The following is a 17,929-nucleotide window of genomic DNA, read 5'->3' as shown; positions in this document are numbered from 1 at the left end:
GCGACTCCTGATCGTGAAAGCTTCGGTGTCAACGAGAACAATGACCTGTTGGGCGCTCGGCGCTACATGCGATAAGTGCAGGCGATCTGTTCGAGAAATGCGACCGATTTGGCATGGGTCTGAATCGATTCGTTGGGATCGCGTTCCCATTCGATGCTGAAATAGGGCCGCTGAATGTCGAGTCGCTCGATCTCCGCCAGAATCCAGGCGATCCGTCCTGCTCCCTGGCCCCAAACAACGTCTTTCGCACGGGGGACGCCGAATTGATCCAAGTCCTTCAGATGAAACGTCTTTACCCGCGGCACAATCTTCTGAAGCATTTCGACCGGGTCGAGTCCAGAGCGGCGCCAATGTCCCGTGTCGCAGCAAAATCCCATTCGTTCGGAACGGCTTTGCATTGCGGCGAATTCAAACATCGCCTTCGCCGAGTCTGGGTTCTCCAATTTGCTGTAGATGCCGATGATTTTGACGCCCAGGTCCGCAGCTTTCTTCTTCCAATCCTTCTGCAACGTTGCCGAAAGACCGGCCGTCGGTTGCGCATCTGGATGGTCGGGACTCAGTTTTTGCCACGCGAACAACTCCAGGTAGGGAAGTCCCGTCGCTGCGGTCTTCTCTAAGGCTTCGTACACGCTGACGCTCCGAAATGAATAAGATGCATACCCGACGCGCCAGCCGAGTGCCGCTGCACTTTGCTGGAAAAATCTGCGTCTAGTCACGGATTGCATGCGGTTTCATCTCCGGTTTGGATTTGCGGAATCGTTAGGTACGGTTTCTCGCTTCCAGCGGTTGAAAATCGGCTTCTTGGAAATCCTCGACATGTGTGAGCCAATAGTTCTTCACGAACGCTTCGTGCAGCGGGTGGGAACTATAGTGATCGTATTCCGCTTGACTCGCAAACTTCATCGTGATTCCGAATGCGTGCGCGCATTTCGGGCTGACCTGACGGCGGATGGCGAACTCTCGCACCCCTTGGATGTTCGCCAGTTCGCTGGCGACCTGCAAAAAATCGTTGGCGACCTCCGGCTTCAAATTCGGTTTCAGACGAAACGTGACGGTATGTTCAATCACGGGATTTCCCTTGGCATGTTCTTAGGCGGAGTGTTGAAATAGATTCCTTGTCGCAGCGATTCTGGGCAAAACGACCAGGCCTGTTGCGACAAGCGGGCGAAGGGGCTTTTCGCGCTCCTTTGCGGCGATATTAGGATCTCGCTACGAAACGTGAACGACGGTATGTCAACAGTGTACCAACACTGATAGGGGCCGCAAGAAAAATCGGGCGGGCGACGCAGCCTTTTGCCGCGGCGGGATTCAAAGTAGCTCGCATCTTGTTTAGTATGGCAAACTGCCGCATCCGCCCTCCTGCCCTTTCTGGTGAGAGAAAGTCTATCTCTCCATTCCTGCCGATCCCTGAGAAAAAGCGAGTCGCATGAGCATTTCTATTTCCCGTCGCCGAGCACTGCAACTCATCGGAACCGCCGCATCGCTTTCCTGTGCCGGTCGATCTATCGCTGCGCCAGCGAAAGAGAAGCTGCCGCCGGTTCGGGCCATTACAAAAGGGCCGCTGCATCATTGGTTTGGCTATTACGACAAGCAAGAGTTTGATCCGACAAATCGGTATGTCTTATCAAACGAAGTTGCGTTTGAGCACCGTACTCCCACTGCGGACGATGTGATTCGTGTCGGCATGATTGATACGCAACAGAATGACAAGTGGACTCGTCTAGGCGATAGCCGCGCTTGGGGCTGGCAGCAAGGTTGCATGCTGCAGTGGCGCCCGAATTCCGCTTCGGAAGTTGTCTGGAATGATCGCGAAGGGGACCAACACGTCTGTCGGATTTTGGATATCCACACGCGCGAACTGCGAACCTTGCCGCGGCCGATTTACGCGCTTAGCGGCGACGGCAAATGGGCGATCACAGCCGATTTTTCGCGGATCCAACGGATGCGGCCAGGCTATGGGTACGTTGGCTTGCAGGACCCCTGTGCTCAGCAGCGTGCGCCGGAAGACTCCGGCATCTGGAAAATGAATATGGACACGGGAGAATCCCAGCTCATTTTCTCTTTGGCCGATGCGGCGAGTATCGATTACCAGGGCAAATCGCTCCGCGACAAGTGGAACTATTTCAATCACTTGCTCGTCAGTCCCGATAGCTCGCGTCTGATCGTCTTGCATCGCTGGCGAGACAGCACCGGAGACGGTCCTGATGCAGAGCCCACAGGGCGTTTCACAACACGGATGTTTACCGTGGGGATGGATGGTAGCGAGCGGTACATTCTGGACCCCTCCGGCAACACGTCCCATTTCGTGTGGCGTGACAACAACCACATTTGCGCCTGGACGCAACCGGAAGACAAGCCGGCTGCATTCTATCTCTTTCGGGACCAAACCCCAGAACTGCAAGTGGTTGGCGAAGGCGTGATGACCGTGAACGGGCACAACACTTACCTGCCCAATACCGACAACGAATGGATACTCAATGACACCTACCCGAGCAAAAAAACGCGCGAGCAGAATCCGTACTTGTACCACGTGCCGTCGGGCCGTCGCGTATGGCTCGGCCATTTCCACTCGCCGCCGCAGTACACAGGCGAATGGCGCTGCGACACGCATCCGCGCAGTAGCAACGATGGTCGGTCCGTTGTCATCGACTCTCCCCACACCGGCAGCCGTCAACTGCATCTAATCGATGTGAGTGAGATCGTGGGCTAACGGCGACGCCCGATCGGCGTGCTGGCCAGAAGTTCGCAGTTCATCTTTTGGCGGCTGCGAGCTTGGTTAGGTAAGGATTTCTTGGACGACTCGACCGGCGACATCGGTTAAACGGAAATCACGCCCCTGCACGCGATGGGTCAGGCGCGTGTGATCGAGTCCAAAGAGATGCAGCACGGTTGCGTGCAGGTCATGTACGTGAACAGGGTTCTGCTGAACGCTCCAGCCGATTTCATCCGATTCGCCAAAGACGCAGCCCGGCTTGATTCCGCCGCCGGCCATGAGAATGGTGAAAGCGCCAGGATGGTGGTCGCGTCCCGTCACTTTTTTGTAGCCGGGACGATTTTCGCCCAACGGAGTTCGGCCAAACTCAGACCCAATGATCACCAACGTATCCTCGAGCAAGCCGCGCTGTTTGAGATCTTTAATCAGCGCCGCAATCGGTTGATCGGCCATCTCGCAGTTGTGGGCCAATTCGGGATCCAGTCGTGAGTGATGATCCCACGAAGAATGAATGACGTTGACGGTGCGGACTCCGCGTTCGATCATCCGCCGCGCGAGCAGGCAGTTGTAGGCGAAGGCGCGAAACAATCCTTTGCCGCCGCGATTGCTGTTGATTTTCGGTTCTTTCCGATCAAAGCCATACATGTCGAGCGTCGCTTGCGTTTCTCCCGACAAGTCGGTCAGCTCAGGCGTGGATGACTGCAGTCGAAACGCAAGTTCGTACGCTTTGATCCGACTAGCGAGTTCGGAGTCGCCGGTATCCGCGGTTCGTAGTCGATTGAGATCGTTGATAAAGTCGACCGACGACTTCTGCAAATGCGGCGTTATTCCGGCTGGATTCCGAATGTTGTTGACGGTCTCGCCTTCGTTTCCAAATAAAACGCCGGAGTAGGAGGAGGGGAGAAATCCGCTTGACCAGCTGGCCGAACCGCCGGGGATGCCGCGGCCGGTGGTGACCAGCGAAACATAAGCCGGGAGATCCCGCGATTCGCTCCCCAGTCCATAACAGAGCCATGAACCCATGCTGGGTCGCCCAGCGATGGCCGATCCGCAATTCATCAGCAGTTGAGCCGGCACATGATTGAACTGATCCGAATGGACCGAGCGAATCATGCATAAGTCATCCGCGCAGGTCGCCAGATGCGGCAGCAAATCGGAAAAATCCATGCCGCACTCGCCATGCTTCGCGAACTTTCGCGGTGTGCCCATGATCCGTGCGGTTTCTTTTTGGAGAAACGCAAATTGCATATTCTTGAGTAACGACTCGGGCAACGCTTGGCCATCGAGCCGGTTCAATGTGGGCTTGGGATCGTAGAGGTCCATCTGACTGGGACCTCCCTCGAGATAAATATAGATGCAATGTTTGGCGCGCGCTGCGAAGTGCGGCTGTTTCGCAGCGAGCGGATCCGCATCGAACTGCGGCGCCGGATCCTGGGCGATCCCTTCGGCTTTCAACAGGTCGGCCATCGTCACGGCGCCGACTCCCCACAGCGATTGGAAGAGAAAGTTGCGCCGGGAAAGCTGACAAGCGGATTGAAGTCGACTGAGGTCCATGGGTTCCGATCGGGGCTGAGGAGAGTTTATTCACGCGTGATGAATTCATCCAGGTTCATCAAGCTGCGTACGAAGAGTACGCGGGCGGCTTGCTGCTGCAGACTCAGTTCCGGGACCGGCTTGAGCACGATGGCTTGAAGATCCGCCGTCTTGGATTTCTCCAGCGAATGCAACAGATCGGCGTGAAACGCTTGGGCCAATCTCATTTCTTCCTGGGAAGGAGCACGCGACAGCGTGCGATGAAAGGCGAGCTCGATCCAAGCGTCTCCCTCGACGAGTTCTGGCTGAGAAACCAGGTTTCCTAATTGCTGAGCACACTCGAAAAAGACGGGATCGTTGAGCAGCGCTAAGGATTGCAACGGAGAGTTCGAGAACTCTCGGGAGGGACAGGACGAAGTGGAGTCGGGACTGTCAAACGTCGTCAACATCGGAAAGGGAGTGGCGCGGCGAAAGAGAATGTAAAGTCCGCGGCGGTATTTCTCGTCACCTTTGCTGACATCCCAACCCTGATTGCGACTGATCGATGTTAGTCGTTTGTTCATCGGCGGTCGAATGCTGGGGCCGCCGATCTCTGGATTGAGCTGTCCAGCCGACGAGAGGGCGAGATCACGAATGATTTCCCCTTCGAGTCGACAGCGAAATTGCCTGCCGAGCAACAGATTTTCCGGATCGCGTTGTTGAAGTTCAGCCGTCATGCGCGAGCTTTGTCGATAAGTCGCGGAGAGGGCGATTGTCTTGATCAACGCTTTACGGCTCCAGCCGTTCTTCACCAACTCACTTGCCAACCAGTCCAGCAGTTCTGGATGGGTGGGAGGATCGCCGGCGACGCCCAAGTTTTCTTCGGTGCGGAACAAGCCTTCTTGAAATAGGTGTTGCCAGAGATGATTCGCGGCCGTTCGCGAAGTCAGCGGATGATTGGGTTGGACCAGCCAACGGGCCAAGTCGAGTCGATCAGCGACTTCCTGACGCTTTTCTAGCGGGGGCAAAAACTGCGGCGTCGCCGGATAGACCTGCTGAGTCGGTTGCCTGAAATCTCCGCGGTAGTGGATGTGCGTTTTGCGTTGCTTGCGCGATTCTTGCATCCCCTGAGCGACGATCTCTACCGGTTCCGGTCGTTGATGGCTCAGTGATTCGTATTCGGTTAACAGTTTGTTGGTATCGGTTTGCAAATCGGCCAACCAATGTTCGAGCGCTTCTTTTTCACTCTCCGTCCGACGACTGGTCGGCTTGTCGAGGGTGACCAGAAATTGGTCGAGCAAAGCGCTTTGGGCGGGACCGAGCAGCTCTTCCTGGCGACGGATGCGGTTGACGAGTTTTTGCAGCTGCTGTTCCCGTTTTTCAATCTCCTTCGGCGATTCCGACTTTCCGTCGCGATAACCGAGCACCAGCTTCTTGGACTCCAAGTTATTGAAGAACGCGTAGAGCTGATAGAACTCTTGATGCGTGATCGGATCAAACTTGTGCGTATGACATTCTGCACAGCCAACCGTTAGGCCCAGCCAGATGGCGCCAACCGTGCTGAGTCGATCGACGGTCTGAATTACGCGATCCGCTTCTTTGTCGACGCCTGCTTCCGTATTCTTCATCGCGTTGCTGTGGAAACCGGTCGCGATTTGCTGCGACATCGTCGCATCCTCGAGCAAGTCCCCGGCGATTTGCTCGATCGTGAATTCGTCGTACGGCATGTCATTGTTGATGGCCGCGATCACCCAATCGCGATAGCGCCAAGCGTCGGGTCGCAGTTCGTCTCCCAAATAACCGTTGCTGTCTGCGTATCGCGCCAGGTCCAACCAATGACGACCCCAGCGCTCGCCAAAGTGCTCGGATGCCAGCAACTCGTCCACAATGCGTTCGTAGGCCTGATCACTGGGGTCTGAGACAAAGCGCTGAACGTCTGCGAAGGAAGGAGGAAGGCCTACCAAATCGAGATGCAGTCGCCGGATCAACGTTTGCGGCGAAGCCGGCGGACTAGGCGACATGCCGGCGGACTGCAGGCGGGCGAGGACGAAATGATCGATCTCGTTACGCGACCAAGCGTCGCCGCTAACCCGCGGAGGCGTCGCGCGCTGAACGGGTTGGAACGACCAATGTTCGGCATAGGGCGCGCCATCCTCGACCCAGCGCTTCAAGATTTCCTTCTCTTGGGCGGTCAAAGATTTTCCGGTCTCCGGCGGCGGCATCTGCGAAAACTCGTCGCTGGTGAAGAGCCGCTGGATCAGTTCACTCTCGTCGGCAGACCCGGGGACGATCGCGGCGACGCCGCTATCGAGTTCACGAATTGCATCCTGGCGAACATCGAGACGAAGGCCGGCTTCACGAACTTCTGTATCGGGACCATGACACGCAAAACAATGCGCCGAGAGAATCGGCAGAACCTCCTGAGCAAAATCAGGCGGTTCCGCCGCGGCCGCGCAAACCGGCAGCGACAGAATCAGCAGCAAAGCAATTCGAAATACCATGGGCATTGTTATTTCAGCATTACTTGGGGTAGGGCACGGATCAGAGTGGCCTTCGCCGTCGCAAAGGCAAATTAGGCAGGTTACTCACTAGTCGTTCCTGCCCAGCGATTGTTCATGGCGCAATCTTCCAAGAACTTTATCACGACCCATTCGAATGGGCCGGTAGTCGCCATTCTAAGGCAGGGAAAGATTTGTCGGATAGAACATCAGCCAATTCCGTTGTGTAAATCTAAACCCGACTAATTTTGCAAAAAAAGAACGAGTTCTTGTTTTCTTCCATGAACTCGCAAATTTATCGACGACCAATGAACAGATAGGGTGTTGATTCAATCTCACCCACCGGCGTTGATCTAACGCTCTTTTCATTCACCTATTCGGTTCTTTTCTCGAGGAATACGCATGTCTCGCAGCAAATCTAGGGGCCAATCCGGATTTACTCTGGTCGAACTGCTCGTTGTCATCGCAATTATCGGCGTCCTGATCGCACTGCTCCTACCGGCGGTCCAGCAAGCGCGCGAAGCCGCTAGACGCATGTCTTGTCAAAACAATCTCAAGCAGATCGGACTGGGATTGCACAACTACCATGACACCTACAAATCGTTCCCAATTGGTTCGCGACATTCCTCTGGGAGCTTGGCGGACCCCGGCTTTGGCGTATCTTGGTGGTTAGGAATGCTCCCCTTCATCGAGCAAGGTAATCTCTCCGATCAATTGACAGTTGTCGGTAACCATCCCGGCAGCCTATCGAGCGGCGGCGGCGGTGCTTATGACGGGCATTCCGTCAACGGACCCATTGTGAACGATAGGGAAATCACCGCGATGATCTGTCCGTCCAGTCCTTTGCAGGCGGTCCGAAGTTCTGGTTACTCGTACACGATCACTTGTCCCCAGTACACGGGCATCTCCGGCGCGGCCAATGACATGCTCGGATTCTCGGCGAATTCTGCAACCCGCGAATGGGTCGGATACCAAAGCGGCGTCGCATCGATCGGCGGGATGCTGACTCCTCTCAAAGCAGTGAAAATGCGCGACGCGACGGATGGGTTGTCCAATACGATCATCGTAGGAGAGCAATCTGATTTTGTGGCGGACACAAGCGGCAATAAAACGGCCACGATTAACAACCATCAGGGATTCATGTGCGGTATTAATAAGACCGCCTTTGGATTCAGCGAAAGAACTTTCAACACCACAACGATCATGTATCCGATCAACGGTTCCACGCTTGCGCTAACCGGCGTCAAAAACAATGACGGCCTGAACAACGGAATTTTCTCGGCCCATCCCGGAGGAGCTCAAGTTGCAGTCAGCGATGGCTCCGTTCGCTTTCTCAGCGAAAACCTCAATCTCACGACGCTCAAGTTGCTCGCTACTCGTGATGATGGGGAAGTGTTAGGCAGTTTTTAATGCTCACAAACTTAGTGCTGTTTCAAGGGGGGCGAATGATCGCCCCCCTTGCTGACACGCTTTCCACGTATCATTCGCTCGATGATACTCTGCGATTCCCCACCCCTTTTCCGCCTTTGATAACTCAAAATTGACTGGTGCTTTTATGCTATTTGGCGCTGCTCACCCGCGCAGACGACACGATCGTTTTGTGATGTGTCTGCTCCTGTTTCTGGCCAGTGGGTGCGGCGTCAGCATCGCGCCCAATGCCGTAATGACCATGCCAGAGATATCAGAGGACCCGACGCCGGAGGAACTGCCGCGATCCGCCGACAACTTATATGTGGAAGCCAAATTTGTCAGTTCGTTTGACGGCACGTCGCAACCGTTGCGATATGCGTTGCCCATAACGCAGAAACAGGGCGCTCGACCTGTGCTGATTTTTCTGCACTCTTGGAGCAGCGACTATCGGCTTCACAAACAAGCCTGGCTGGACGAAACGCTGAAGCAGGATTGGATATTTGTCGAACCCAATTTTCGTGGTCCCAACAACGATCCGCTCGCCTGCGGTTCGCCTGCCGCGCGCGCAGACATTTTGGACAGCGTTGATTTTGCGATTGAAAAACTTGACGCTGATCCGCAGCGCATTTATTTGGCCGGCGCTTCCGGGGGCGGTCACATGGCGATGCTCATGGCCTCGCGCCATCCTGAGCGGTTTTCGGCCGTTTCGGCTTGGGTGGGCATTAGTGATCTGCGCCAGTGGTATGAAGATCACTGCGAAAAGGGGCAACCAAAACGATACGCGCAAATGATCGCCAAAAGCTGCGGCGGATCGCCGGGCGACAGCGCTGAAGTGGATGCGGAATATTTAGAAAGATCCCCCATCCACTGGATCACGCAACTCGGCGACTTGCCGCTCGACATCGCCGCCGGAGTACATGACGGGCAGACGGGCGCGGTTCCCTTTCAACACTCGGTGCGCCTGTTCAACAAGCTTGCCGCGAGCCGAAACGCAGAGCTAGTCAGTGAAGACGAAATGCAACAACTTTGGGATCATTCCGAGCTCGACGTTCCTCAGCCGCAGGACACGCTCGTCGATTCCGACTATGGACGAGACATCAAAATGCGACGACACGCGGGCCCCGCGCGCCTGACGATTTTTGAGGGTGGTCATGAAGGACTCGCCCAAGCTGCTTGCGGTTGGTTAGAGCAATTTGAGAGAGCGACGCAGCCATCCTTTGTTGCGGTTCGATCGGCTGCAGAGTGATCTTCATCCGGACAGATGAATGCAATTATTAGGGTCGAGTCTCTTGGGAAAGTTTCTGTTGAGCATGCCCTGGCGCTTTGGCGTTGACGACTGGCGCTCCCGCTCAACAGCCCGGCAACTCGCCAGAGAGACTCTAGATAATTATTCCTTCCTTTGAATACTGGATACGATCCCATGTATGCGAGTCGCTTTGTTTATCTCTTATTGTTAGCGGGCGCAACCGTTTTCGGATTGGGCGGATGCGGTCACAAGTCCAATCTTCCCGGAGAAACCGGCGTTGTTCGCGGTCGCGTCGTCTATGGATCGGGGACGATTCCTGAAGGTTCTTCGATCGTGATGCTGCATGTGAAAACGGGGATTCCGGCGACTGGGCTAACCGACTCGGCGGGAAAGTTCGCCATGGAAATGAGAAATGGTCCCGATATTCTTGTCGGCGACTATGTCGTTAACATCAAACCGCCCGGCGACATCGGAGACGAAGTGTTAATGATCTCACCAGCGACGGTACCGGCCGAATGGAACAAAGTTCCTCAAAAATATTGGAACGTGAAGACGAGCGACGAGACGTTCGTGGTCGATCCAGGCGACAACTTTTACGAATTCACGCTGACGGACAAGTAACGAGCGACGATCCATGTCCTTAGTTCCACAGAGAAAATGAACGGGGACGCTCTGGTTGTTGATCCGTTTTGAAATAGTATTGTTGGTGCAAGCGGCGAATTACAATACGGAAACAAAACACGCTGATTGTTGATCTTCTTGCGTCAGAAGCCCTCGAAAGGGAGATCATGTCAGAGTTGCACTCGTCTTTTGGCGCCAAGGTGTCGGGATTGAACCGAGAAGTCGACGAATTCGAAGATGATCTAGATGCTCGTGATACAGAAATGCGACTGGAGTTTGAGCAACTGCTGCAAGCCAATCGCGACAAAATCATGCTTTACCTGACGGCGCTGGTCAACAACATCGCCGATGCCGAGGATCTTTGCCAACGTATCAGCATCGTGATGTGGAAAAAATTTGTCGACTATGATCACTCGCGCAGTTTTCTTTCCTGGGCCTGCGGAGTCGCTCGACTGGAAGCCTACAATTTTCGCCGAGCAAGAGCGGCGGATCGCCTGGTGGCGCGGACCGATCTGCAGCAGCTCCTCGCGATTTCGCTAGAGAATTTTGACCAAGACGCAGCCGACCAGCGACTAGCGGCGCTGCGAAAGTGTTTGCAATCGCTGCCAGAGTTGGAGCAATCTTTCCTGCGGCAGATTTATTGGGAAGGACGTTCCTTTGACTCGATTGCTGACGAACTCGGTTGTTCGACCAGAACCTTTTATAACCGCATGTACTTGCTCCGTCGCCGACTCTCGAAGTGCGTTTCACGACGTTTGCGAACCGATTCATAGTATTGTCGCCGATTGGCGTTGGCGAAATTTTCTAGAAGAGAGCCCCTTATGAGCCATCCTGATCTCCATCGAATTTTGCCGCTTGTGGAAGCGAGCCTGGCGGGTCGATTGACGCCGCAGCAAAAAGAAGACTTGGAGAATGCGCTCGCGGAATCAGAAGAACTCCGCATCGCCTATCTCCAGGCGATAAGCATGCACTTGGATCTCGACCAATTGAGTCGAACCGATGAGGATGTGCCCACGACGAAAAAAGCCGCAACCGCACTGTCAGCACCAGCGTCGACAAGCGGGAAACGCACGTTCGTCGCAGCGAGTCTGGCGGCCTGTTTGGTAGTTGGTTTGTTCGGAGTTTACTTTCTCGCCAGCAACGCCAAAAAATCGCCCGACTCGGCTCCGCTCGTGCAAAACGAGGACGCGTCCCCGGTGATCGTTGAGGTCGCCAGCGCCGTCATCTTTGGCGAAGGGGGAGCGCCCAGTCCGGGGCAACGCATCTCTATTGGCCGCAAGTACATTCTGACGCAAGGCTATTTAGCAATCCGCTTTCATTCCGGCGCTCGCGCCGTACTCCAGGCTCCCTCGGTCTTTTCTGCGATGGGAGAAGAGAGCCTGCTGGTTCGCTCTGGTCAATGCTCCGTATTCGCACCGCCTGGCGCCGAAGGCTTTCAATTGCTGAGTCCCTCGGCGGAAATCGTTGACTTGGGCACTCGGTTTGTCGTCAACGTGGCCGAAACCGGCGAAACCCAACTCTCCGTCGTCGAAGGGGAAGCGACCATGTCGGCCCTTGAAAATTCGGAAACGAAGCCGATCATGCATCTTCGCGTGGGGGACGCCGCCCAGGTCGATCCGGGGTCTTCGCCTCGTCGATTGACGGCTCCCAGCGGATCGCTCTCCTATCGAGAGAAGCTGCCGGATCGCGTTGTGAGCTACGAAGCGACGATGATCGATTCATTGGCGAACGAACTGCTTAGCATCACGATTCAACGCGACGGCGTGATCGGCGTCTATGGCCGCGAAGATCTGGTGCGAGCCGGCGTTGTTGAGTTTTCGGGTGGGATCGACGCGGCGACTTTTTGCACGCGGATGGGAGATTCCCTTCCTGAAGGGAAGGATCGACTTTCGCTGCTCGACGGCGACTATAGTCTGGTGACCGGTATCATCAATCCTGGAAGCAGCGAAACGCAGCCCGTTTGCATGGCGGTTGAATTTGAGGAACCGATTGTCAATGCTCCCGGACCAGATATTGTTCTCTTTGATCTTCAGTTGCTCGTGCTTGATCCCGACGGCGACAAGGTCCACCTGCGTTCAGGGGATGACCGTGTGTTACGTCCTGAACTGGTGATCGAAAAGTTTGATATCGGGCTCAACTCACCTTCGGCGCTCGATCTATTACCGCATTGCACCTATCGCTCTTTGGAAGTGACGACGTCGGTAGGCGATCTCGTCAACAAGCAATTCATGCATGGACGGCAGGTCAATATTGATTCGCGCGCTCTGGCGGTGGGCGTCGATTTGAGCAGCCTGGGATATCAAGAGGGAGAATCGTTAACGCGGCTCGAGTTTTTGCATCCGACCAACGGAGTGGATCCGGTTTTGATTGTCGGCTTGCGTTCCCAGAATCGATAGAGTCACGTTTCCGGAAATCAATTTCGTCGCAAAGCCGTGACGCTTGTCAGTCATTCCGCAGCTTTGGCTTCTCGCTTATTCGTCGGCACGCGAATCTTGAAGTCGTTAATCTCGCCCTGAAATGGATTGGGCGATTCGTAATCACCGGCGGCCGTTTGGGCATCGTAGCCGATCGACAGTTCGTCTTTGGGCTGCACCGGAATCAAGCCGGGAGAGTCGATCTCGAGCACCGCTTCCTGGTTCACTTGCAGTCGCATCTTCTGCGCGTTGAGTTCGGCTCGCAGACGCAGCTTACCGGCGCGCGGCTGCTTTGCGATCAAGCGAGTGACCTTGCCGTTGATCCGCACGTCAAAAGCAGGGAGTCCGCCGACAAAGTGAAGCGCGTAACCTTGCTCGCGGCCGCCTTGCGCGGCGACGACGCCGACGGGGGCTGGAGAGACGACGGTTGCTTCCATCACCCAACTTTGATCCGCGAGCGGAAAATTGGGATCGATGTCGAAATCGTACGCCGCCTGATTCTCTTTCGCCGGATCGTGGTGCACGCCGACCTGCCAGGCCCACGCGTTCCATTGGGCGATCATTGTTTTCAAGCGATCCGGATGTTCGGCCGCCAGGTTGTTCGTTTCGCAGCGATCTTCGGCCAGATTGTAAAGTTCCCATTCGATTTTCTCGGGCATACGCTTGGACCAGACGATTTTCCAATCGCCGTCACGCAAAGCGTGCGCCCCTTGATGGTCAAAGCCGATCGATCGCGCCGGCAACGCATCGCCGCGCATCGCCGGCAGCAAGCTGGTTCCGGAGAGCGGCGTGATGGCGCGATCGCTGTAGGTTTGCGGATAGGCCGCACCGGTCGCTTCCAACAAAGTTGGCATCACGTCCATCACATGGCCCGGCTGACGGATCCAAGCGTCCGGCGTGCCGATACCGGCGGGCCAATGGGCGATCAGCGGCATGCTGATTCCCCCTTCGTGCGTAAAGTGTTTGTACATCCGAAACGGCGTGTTTCCCAGATTCGCCCAGCCGCTGCCGTACGACTGATGCGTACCGCGCTGGCCTGTCGCTCGCAAATCGTCGCCGGTGCGCAGCGTGGTCGTACCGACGCGCGAGACGCCGTCAAAGCCAAACGGTCCCCATTCGTAACAGGCGCCGTTGTCGCTGAGAAACAAGATCAGCGTGTTGTCGAGATCGCCGGTCGCTTGCAAGTGATCGACGATCCGGCCAACGCCAAAATCGACTCCTTCGACCATCGCGGCGAAGACCGCCATGCGGCGTGCCAGATCGCGTTGTCGCGGTTGATCCAACGAATCCCAAGCGGGGTTCTCCTGCCCCGAGTATCCATTGGCGATGTCGTCGCGATCGACCGGCACAAGCGAGCGGGGAGTCAATTTCCAATGCTCGCCGTCGATCAGACCCAGTTGGCGCATCCGCTCAAAGCGCTCTTCCCGCAGCTTGTCCCAACCGCGCAAGTAAGTCGCTTCGTATTTGTCGACGCGTTCCGCCGGCGCTTGAACCGGAAAGTGGGGCGAAGAGTGCCCCAGGAACAAGAACCACGGCTTGTCGCTCTGCTGACCTTGGCGGATGAACTCCAGCGCATAGTCGTTGAAGACATCGGTTGCGTAGTAGTCCTGTTGCGGCGGATCAATTTCTTTCTCGCGCCCTGCCGGCAAGCGGATGTAGTACTCGGCGTCGTATTGATCGTGCGAATGGTCCCGGGCGTAGCCATAGAACTCGTCAAAGCCGCGGCGGATCGGGCCGGTCTCGGGGTGCATGTGCCATTTGCCGACGTAGTAGCAACCATACCCGGCCGGCTTCAGCACTTCGGCTAGCGTCACGCACTGCTCGTTAAGTCGGCCCAGGTAACCAGGTCCACGATCCGGACTCGGGCGATCGGTCGTAAAGTCGCCGATGCCGGCTTGCGTCGGATAGAGCCCCGTCATCAGCGACGCACGACTGGGACAGCAACGAGCCGAGTTATAAACCTGCGTAAATCGGGCGCCGCGCTTAGCCAGCGCATCAATGTTGGGCGTCGGAATTTCGCCCCCATAGCAGCCGAGATCGGAGTAACCCAAGTCGTCCGCCAAGATGACCAGAATGTTCGGCTTCTTCCCTGGGGCGGCGTGGATCGCGGTTGGGGCGATCCCGGTCGAGAGAAAACAAAGAGCCAGCAGGATATGTCGTTGCACGACGGGGCCTCAGATTAGACAAAGAGTCTTTTTCATCGTAACCAAGGCCGCGCGTGTTATCGACCGGCGCTGATTGCCTGCTCTACGCGACGAAAGAATCTATTCTCAAAGTCGCCTGCAAATATTTCGCGGGTGACCGAAGGTTGCGTGAAGTTCTCGCGAAGACGTGGACGGCAATTCTCCGCCGATGGCGACGATCGGAGGCATTTCAAACCGGATACGGCTCTTGATGCTTGCTACCCATCGGAACTGTTCGGCGCCTTAAGATCCCTTGGCGATGATTAACGAGCATTAGAAACACTTTAGACGCAAGCAAAAAAAGAAATCCCGGAGGAATAAAAAACCGGCCATTTCTCCCGGCGCACCTCCTCTTGCATTCCGCTGCTCCGGGGGGATTTTTCTTTACCGCGATCTGACGAAACTTGCAGTAGCTCGGATCGGAACCCGAATTTCCTACCCCCATATCCTGCAAGAGACACGCCCGTGGTTGCGAGAACATCGATGAAAAAGAAAAGCGGCTTTACCTTGGTCGAACTGTTGGTGGTCATTGCGATCATCGGCGTCTTGATCGCACTACTGCTTCCTGCCGTCCAGCAAGCCCGTGAAGCGGCTCGGCGGATGAGTTGCACCAATCAGCTCAAGCAAGTCGGCTTGGCGCTGCACAACTATCACGACACCTACGGAGCGCTGCCGGCTCGCGCTGGCGGTACGCTCACCAACTATAGCCGCTTGAGTCCTTGGATTGGTCTGCTGCCGTTCTTAGAGCAAAGCGCGCTGTACGGTCAAATTTCGTCCCCCTATACGAACGCGTCAGGCAACAGCTTCCCCGCGTTTGGATCGAAACCTTGGGATGGTAACTATACTCCTTGGTCCGCTCAAGTTCCGGGGCTGCTATGCCCGTCGGATGGTGCAGATCCTGTCTGGGAAAATATGGGAAGCTCGAACTACGTCTTCTCGATCGGCGACTGCGTGCGAAAAACCGAAAATCAAAATTCGACCAACAACTGGACCATCGCCGATACCCGCGGAATCTTCGCCCAGCATCACTATTGCGGCTTCCAATCGATTACCGATGGCTTAAGCAACACGGTGATGATCGGCGAACGTGCGATGGGCGTGAAAGATAGTCGCAAGATTATCGGCGGCATCGCGGTGTTCGGAACTCCGTGGATCGGCGGCGGCGAAGATGAAGTCACGCCGAGCGTCTGCGGAGCTCTCCGCGGCGCGGGCGGCGAATATCCGACCGGAACGCCGATCAATTCGTCGGCCATGGGGGGACATCGTTGGGTCGATGGATGCGTGTCGATGCAAGGCTTCTGCACGATCTTGCCTCCGAACGCGCCGAGCTGCTTCCGCACCGAGTCGGACCGGAAGGAAGGCATTTACACCGCTTCCAGCCATCATCCCGGCGGAGCGAGCGCTTGCTTCGCCGATGGTTCGGTCTCGTTCATTCCTGAAACGATCGATACCGGCGACCTTTCGCAATCGCCCACCGTGGGCGGCCCATCGCCGTACGGCGTCTGGGGTTCGATGGGGTCGAAATCCGGCGGCGAAGTCTTCGAGCGTCCTTAATTCGCGACGGACAAACCCAACCGAGATCGGCCTGGCGAGAGAGTTATTCCTCCGGGCCGATTTTCCCTCACCGCGTTCACGCCCAGAATCCCTACTTCATGGAATTCCAGAGATGATTTCGCTCTCACGCGTCGCGCTGCTATTGGGCGCACTACTGTTATCAGGCTGCTCCGGAACAACGCTGCTGGAAGGCGCCGCGAAAACCATCGTGACGATCACCTTAGACGGCGCACCCGTCGATGGCGCCGTGGTGGTATTTATGCCGGAAAGCGGCGGGCGATCCGCCTCCGGAATCTCCAATCCCCAGGGAAATGCTGAGATGGGAACCTTGGAGAGCGGCGACGGCGTCTTCCCTGGGAAATACAAGATCACGATTTTCAAATCGATTGACGATCCCAGCTTTGTCGTCAAAAACGCCTCGGCCGAAAGCCCCGGTGCGCCCGATTCACCACCCCAGATTTACCTGGTCCCCAAGAAGTACATCTCACCTCGAACTTCTAGGCTCAACGCCACCGTGCACGCCGACCAGGTGAACGAGGTAACGCTTGAGCTGACCAGTTCGTAAGAAACGAAAGTGAAGAGCGCGGCGCATCGCACCGCGCTTTCTTTGACAGTGCAGCCGAACTAGAGCGTGGGATCGACGATCACTTTCATCGCGCCCGGCTCACCCTGGTAAAGTCGAGCAAACCATTCTGGCGCTTGGTCGAGCGATATCTTGGCGGTGATCAGCGGATCGACCTTGATCAACCCGCGCTGCAGCAAATCAATGCAGGCCGGATACTCGCCGTTCGACGCGCAGCTTCCATAGACCGTCAGCTCTCGACTGACGATCGCTTGCAGCGGCATCTCTACCTGGGGCGAAACGTTGCCGACCAGCGTGACGGATCCCCCTTTGCGCGTGCTGTCGATCGCGGTTTGAATAGTGCGCGTTGCGCCAACGACTTCAATCGCGACATCGGCGCCGCGACCGCCGGTCCGCTTTTTGACTTCGGCGGCGACATCCACGGCGTCCGCTTTCAGGCCGACATCGGCGCCTAGCTTTTTCGCGAGTTCCAAACGGCCTTCGTCTAGATCGATCGCAATCACTTGCGCGGCCCCGGCCAGGCGAATCGCCTGGACGACCAGCAGTCCGATCATGCCGCTGCCGACGACGATCGCGGTGTCTCCCAAAACCAGCGGAGCGCGATTGGCCGCGTGGACCGCCACCGAGACCGCTTCGATCATCGCCGCATGCTCATACGGAAAATCGGCCGGCAGGCGATAACAAATGTGCTGCGGCACCGAGACGAACTCGGCGAAGGCGCCATGCCGGCGATACTCGCCGCACGAGACTCCTAGCACCATCCGATTGTCGCACAGGTTGATATGCCCTTGGCGGCAATAGAAACAGACGCCGCAGGAGACCGTCGAGTCGAACGTCACAGGATCACCGACCTGATAGTCGGTCACGGCCGAACCTACTTTCGCCACGACGCCGGCCGCTTCGTGTCCCATGACCAGAGGCGGAATGCGCCGGCCGGTGCTGCCGTCGTAGCCGTGAATGTCACTGCCGCAGATGCCGCAAGCTTTGACTTGGATCAGCAGATCATCGGCGCCGATCTCCGGCTCGGCAAATTCGACCACGTCCAACTGCTTGTATTCCGACAGCAACATCGCTTTCATGTTCTACTTCACCTAAAAAATGAGACGGTTTGGCTAGACTCATCGTATGCGGCCCGTCGCAGATCGCAATGAGAGGGCCCTAGATTGTCTCGCTCATCAGGCAAAAAGAAGTCACG

14 protein-coding genes are annotated in these 17,929 nt (G+C 56.3%); 8 read left to right on the top strand and 6 right to left on the bottom strand.

From position 1 onward, the window contains the following. Positions 1-62: 62 nt before the first annotated feature. A complete protein-coding gene (locus tag DSM3645_RS01005; RefSeq protein WP_002650105.1) occupies positions 63-629 on the bottom strand; it encodes a sugar phosphate isomerase/epimerase family protein in 567 nt (188 codons plus the stop codon). A 130-nt stretch (positions 630-759) separates the two neighbouring features. Beyond that, positions 760-1,068 carry a Dabb family protein gene (locus DSM3645_RS01000; protein ID WP_002650104.1) on the bottom strand — a complete coding sequence of 103 codons (309 nt, stop codon included), beginning with the start codon at positions 1,066-1,068 and terminating at the stop codon, positions 760-762. A 358-nt stretch (positions 1,069-1,426) separates the two neighbouring features. Here DSM3645_RS01000 and DSM3645_RS00995 point away from each other — a divergent pair, with 358 nt between their 5' ends. Next, the gene (locus DSM3645_RS00995; RefSeq protein WP_002650103.1) at positions 1,427-2,710 is read left to right on the top strand and encodes a hypothetical protein; all 1,284 of its coding nucleotides are present in this window, start codon (positions 1,427-1,429) and stop codon (positions 2,708-2,710) included. Between the two features lie 66 nt (positions 2,711-2,776). Here DSM3645_RS00995 and DSM3645_RS00990 read toward each other — a convergent pair whose 3' ends face one another. Both DSM3645_RS00990 and DSM3645_RS00985 read right to left on the bottom strand, forming a co-directional pair. Continuing rightward, complete coding sequence (locus DSM3645_RS00990; protein WP_002650102.1) at positions 2,777-4,267, bottom strand: DUF1501 domain-containing protein; 1,491 nt, start codon at positions 4,265-4,267, stop codon at positions 2,777-2,779. 26 nt (positions 4,268-4,293) lie between these two features. Then, entirely contained in the window at positions 4,294-6,726 is a 2,433-nt protein-coding gene (locus DSM3645_RS00985; protein WP_002650101.1) for a PSD1 and planctomycete cytochrome C domain-containing protein, read from the bottom strand. A 399-nt stretch (positions 6,727-7,125) separates the two neighbouring features. On the opposite strand from DSM3645_RS00985, the gene DSM3645_RS00980 reads away from it, so the two are divergent. The 5 genes from DSM3645_RS00980 (at position 7,126) to DSM3645_RS00960 (ending at position 12,396) form a co-directional block, all read left to right on the top strand. Continuing rightward, complete coding sequence (locus tag DSM3645_RS00980; RefSeq protein WP_002650100.1) at positions 7,126-8,133, top strand: DUF1559 domain-containing protein; 1,008 nt, start codon at positions 7,126-7,128, stop codon at positions 8,131-8,133. A 193-nt stretch (positions 8,134-8,326) separates the two neighbouring features. Continuing rightward, positions 8,327-9,379, top strand: coding sequence for an alpha/beta hydrolase family protein (locus tag DSM3645_RS00975; RefSeq protein WP_002650099.1), 1,053 nt, complete (start codon positions 8,327-8,329; stop codon positions 9,377-9,379). Between the two features lie 174 nt (positions 9,380-9,553). Further along, a complete protein-coding gene (locus DSM3645_RS00970; RefSeq protein ID WP_002650098.1) occupies positions 9,554-10,000 on the top strand; it encodes a carboxypeptidase-like regulatory domain-containing protein in 447 nt (148 codons plus the stop codon). A 167-nt stretch (positions 10,001-10,167) separates the two neighbouring features. Further along, positions 10,168-10,773, top strand: a complete 606-nt coding sequence (locus DSM3645_RS00965; RefSeq protein ID WP_002650097.1) for a sigma-70 family RNA polymerase sigma factor — start codon at positions 10,168-10,170, stop codon at positions 10,771-10,773. A gap of 48 nt (positions 10,774-10,821) precedes the next feature. Beyond that, positions 10,822-12,396 carry a hypothetical protein gene (locus DSM3645_RS00960; RefSeq protein ID WP_002650096.1) on the top strand — a complete coding sequence of 525 codons (1,575 nt, stop codon included), beginning with the start codon at positions 10,822-10,824 and terminating at the stop codon, positions 12,394-12,396. 50 nt (positions 12,397-12,446) lie between these two features. Here the strand turns inward: DSM3645_RS00960 and DSM3645_RS00955 are convergent, their stop codons facing one another. Beyond that, the gene (locus tag DSM3645_RS00955; protein ID WP_002650095.1) at positions 12,447-14,579 is read right to left on the bottom strand and encodes an arylsulfatase; all 2,133 of its coding nucleotides are present in this window, start codon (positions 14,577-14,579) and stop codon (positions 12,447-12,449) included. Between the two features lie 501 nt (positions 14,580-15,080). Between DSM3645_RS00955 and DSM3645_RS00950 the strand changes: the two genes are divergently transcribed. Continuing rightward, positions 15,081-16,151, top strand: a complete 1,071-nt coding sequence (locus DSM3645_RS00950; RefSeq protein ID WP_002650094.1) for a DUF1559 domain-containing protein — start codon at positions 15,081-15,083, stop codon at positions 16,149-16,151. A 112-nt stretch (positions 16,152-16,263) separates the two neighbouring features. After that, the gene (locus DSM3645_RS00945; protein WP_002650093.1) at positions 16,264-16,716 is read left to right on the top strand and encodes a hypothetical protein; all 453 of its coding nucleotides are present in this window, start codon (positions 16,264-16,266) and stop codon (positions 16,714-16,716) included. Positions 16,717-16,775: 59 nt separating this feature from the next. Here DSM3645_RS00945 and DSM3645_RS00940 read toward each other — a convergent pair whose 3' ends face one another. Then, complete coding sequence (locus DSM3645_RS00940) at positions 16,776-17,813, bottom strand: zinc-dependent alcohol dehydrogenase (protein WP_002650092.1); 1,038 nt, start codon at positions 17,811-17,813, stop codon at positions 16,776-16,778. Between the last annotated feature and the right edge of the window lie 116 nt (positions 17,814-17,929).

The sequence above is a fragment of the Blastopirellula marina DSM 3645 genome (assembly GCF_000153105.1).
Lineage (GTDB): Bacteria > Planctomycetota > Planctomycetia > Pirellulales > Pirellulaceae > Blastopirellula > Blastopirellula marina.
This window is presented reverse-complemented; position numbering and strand designations above follow the sequence as displayed.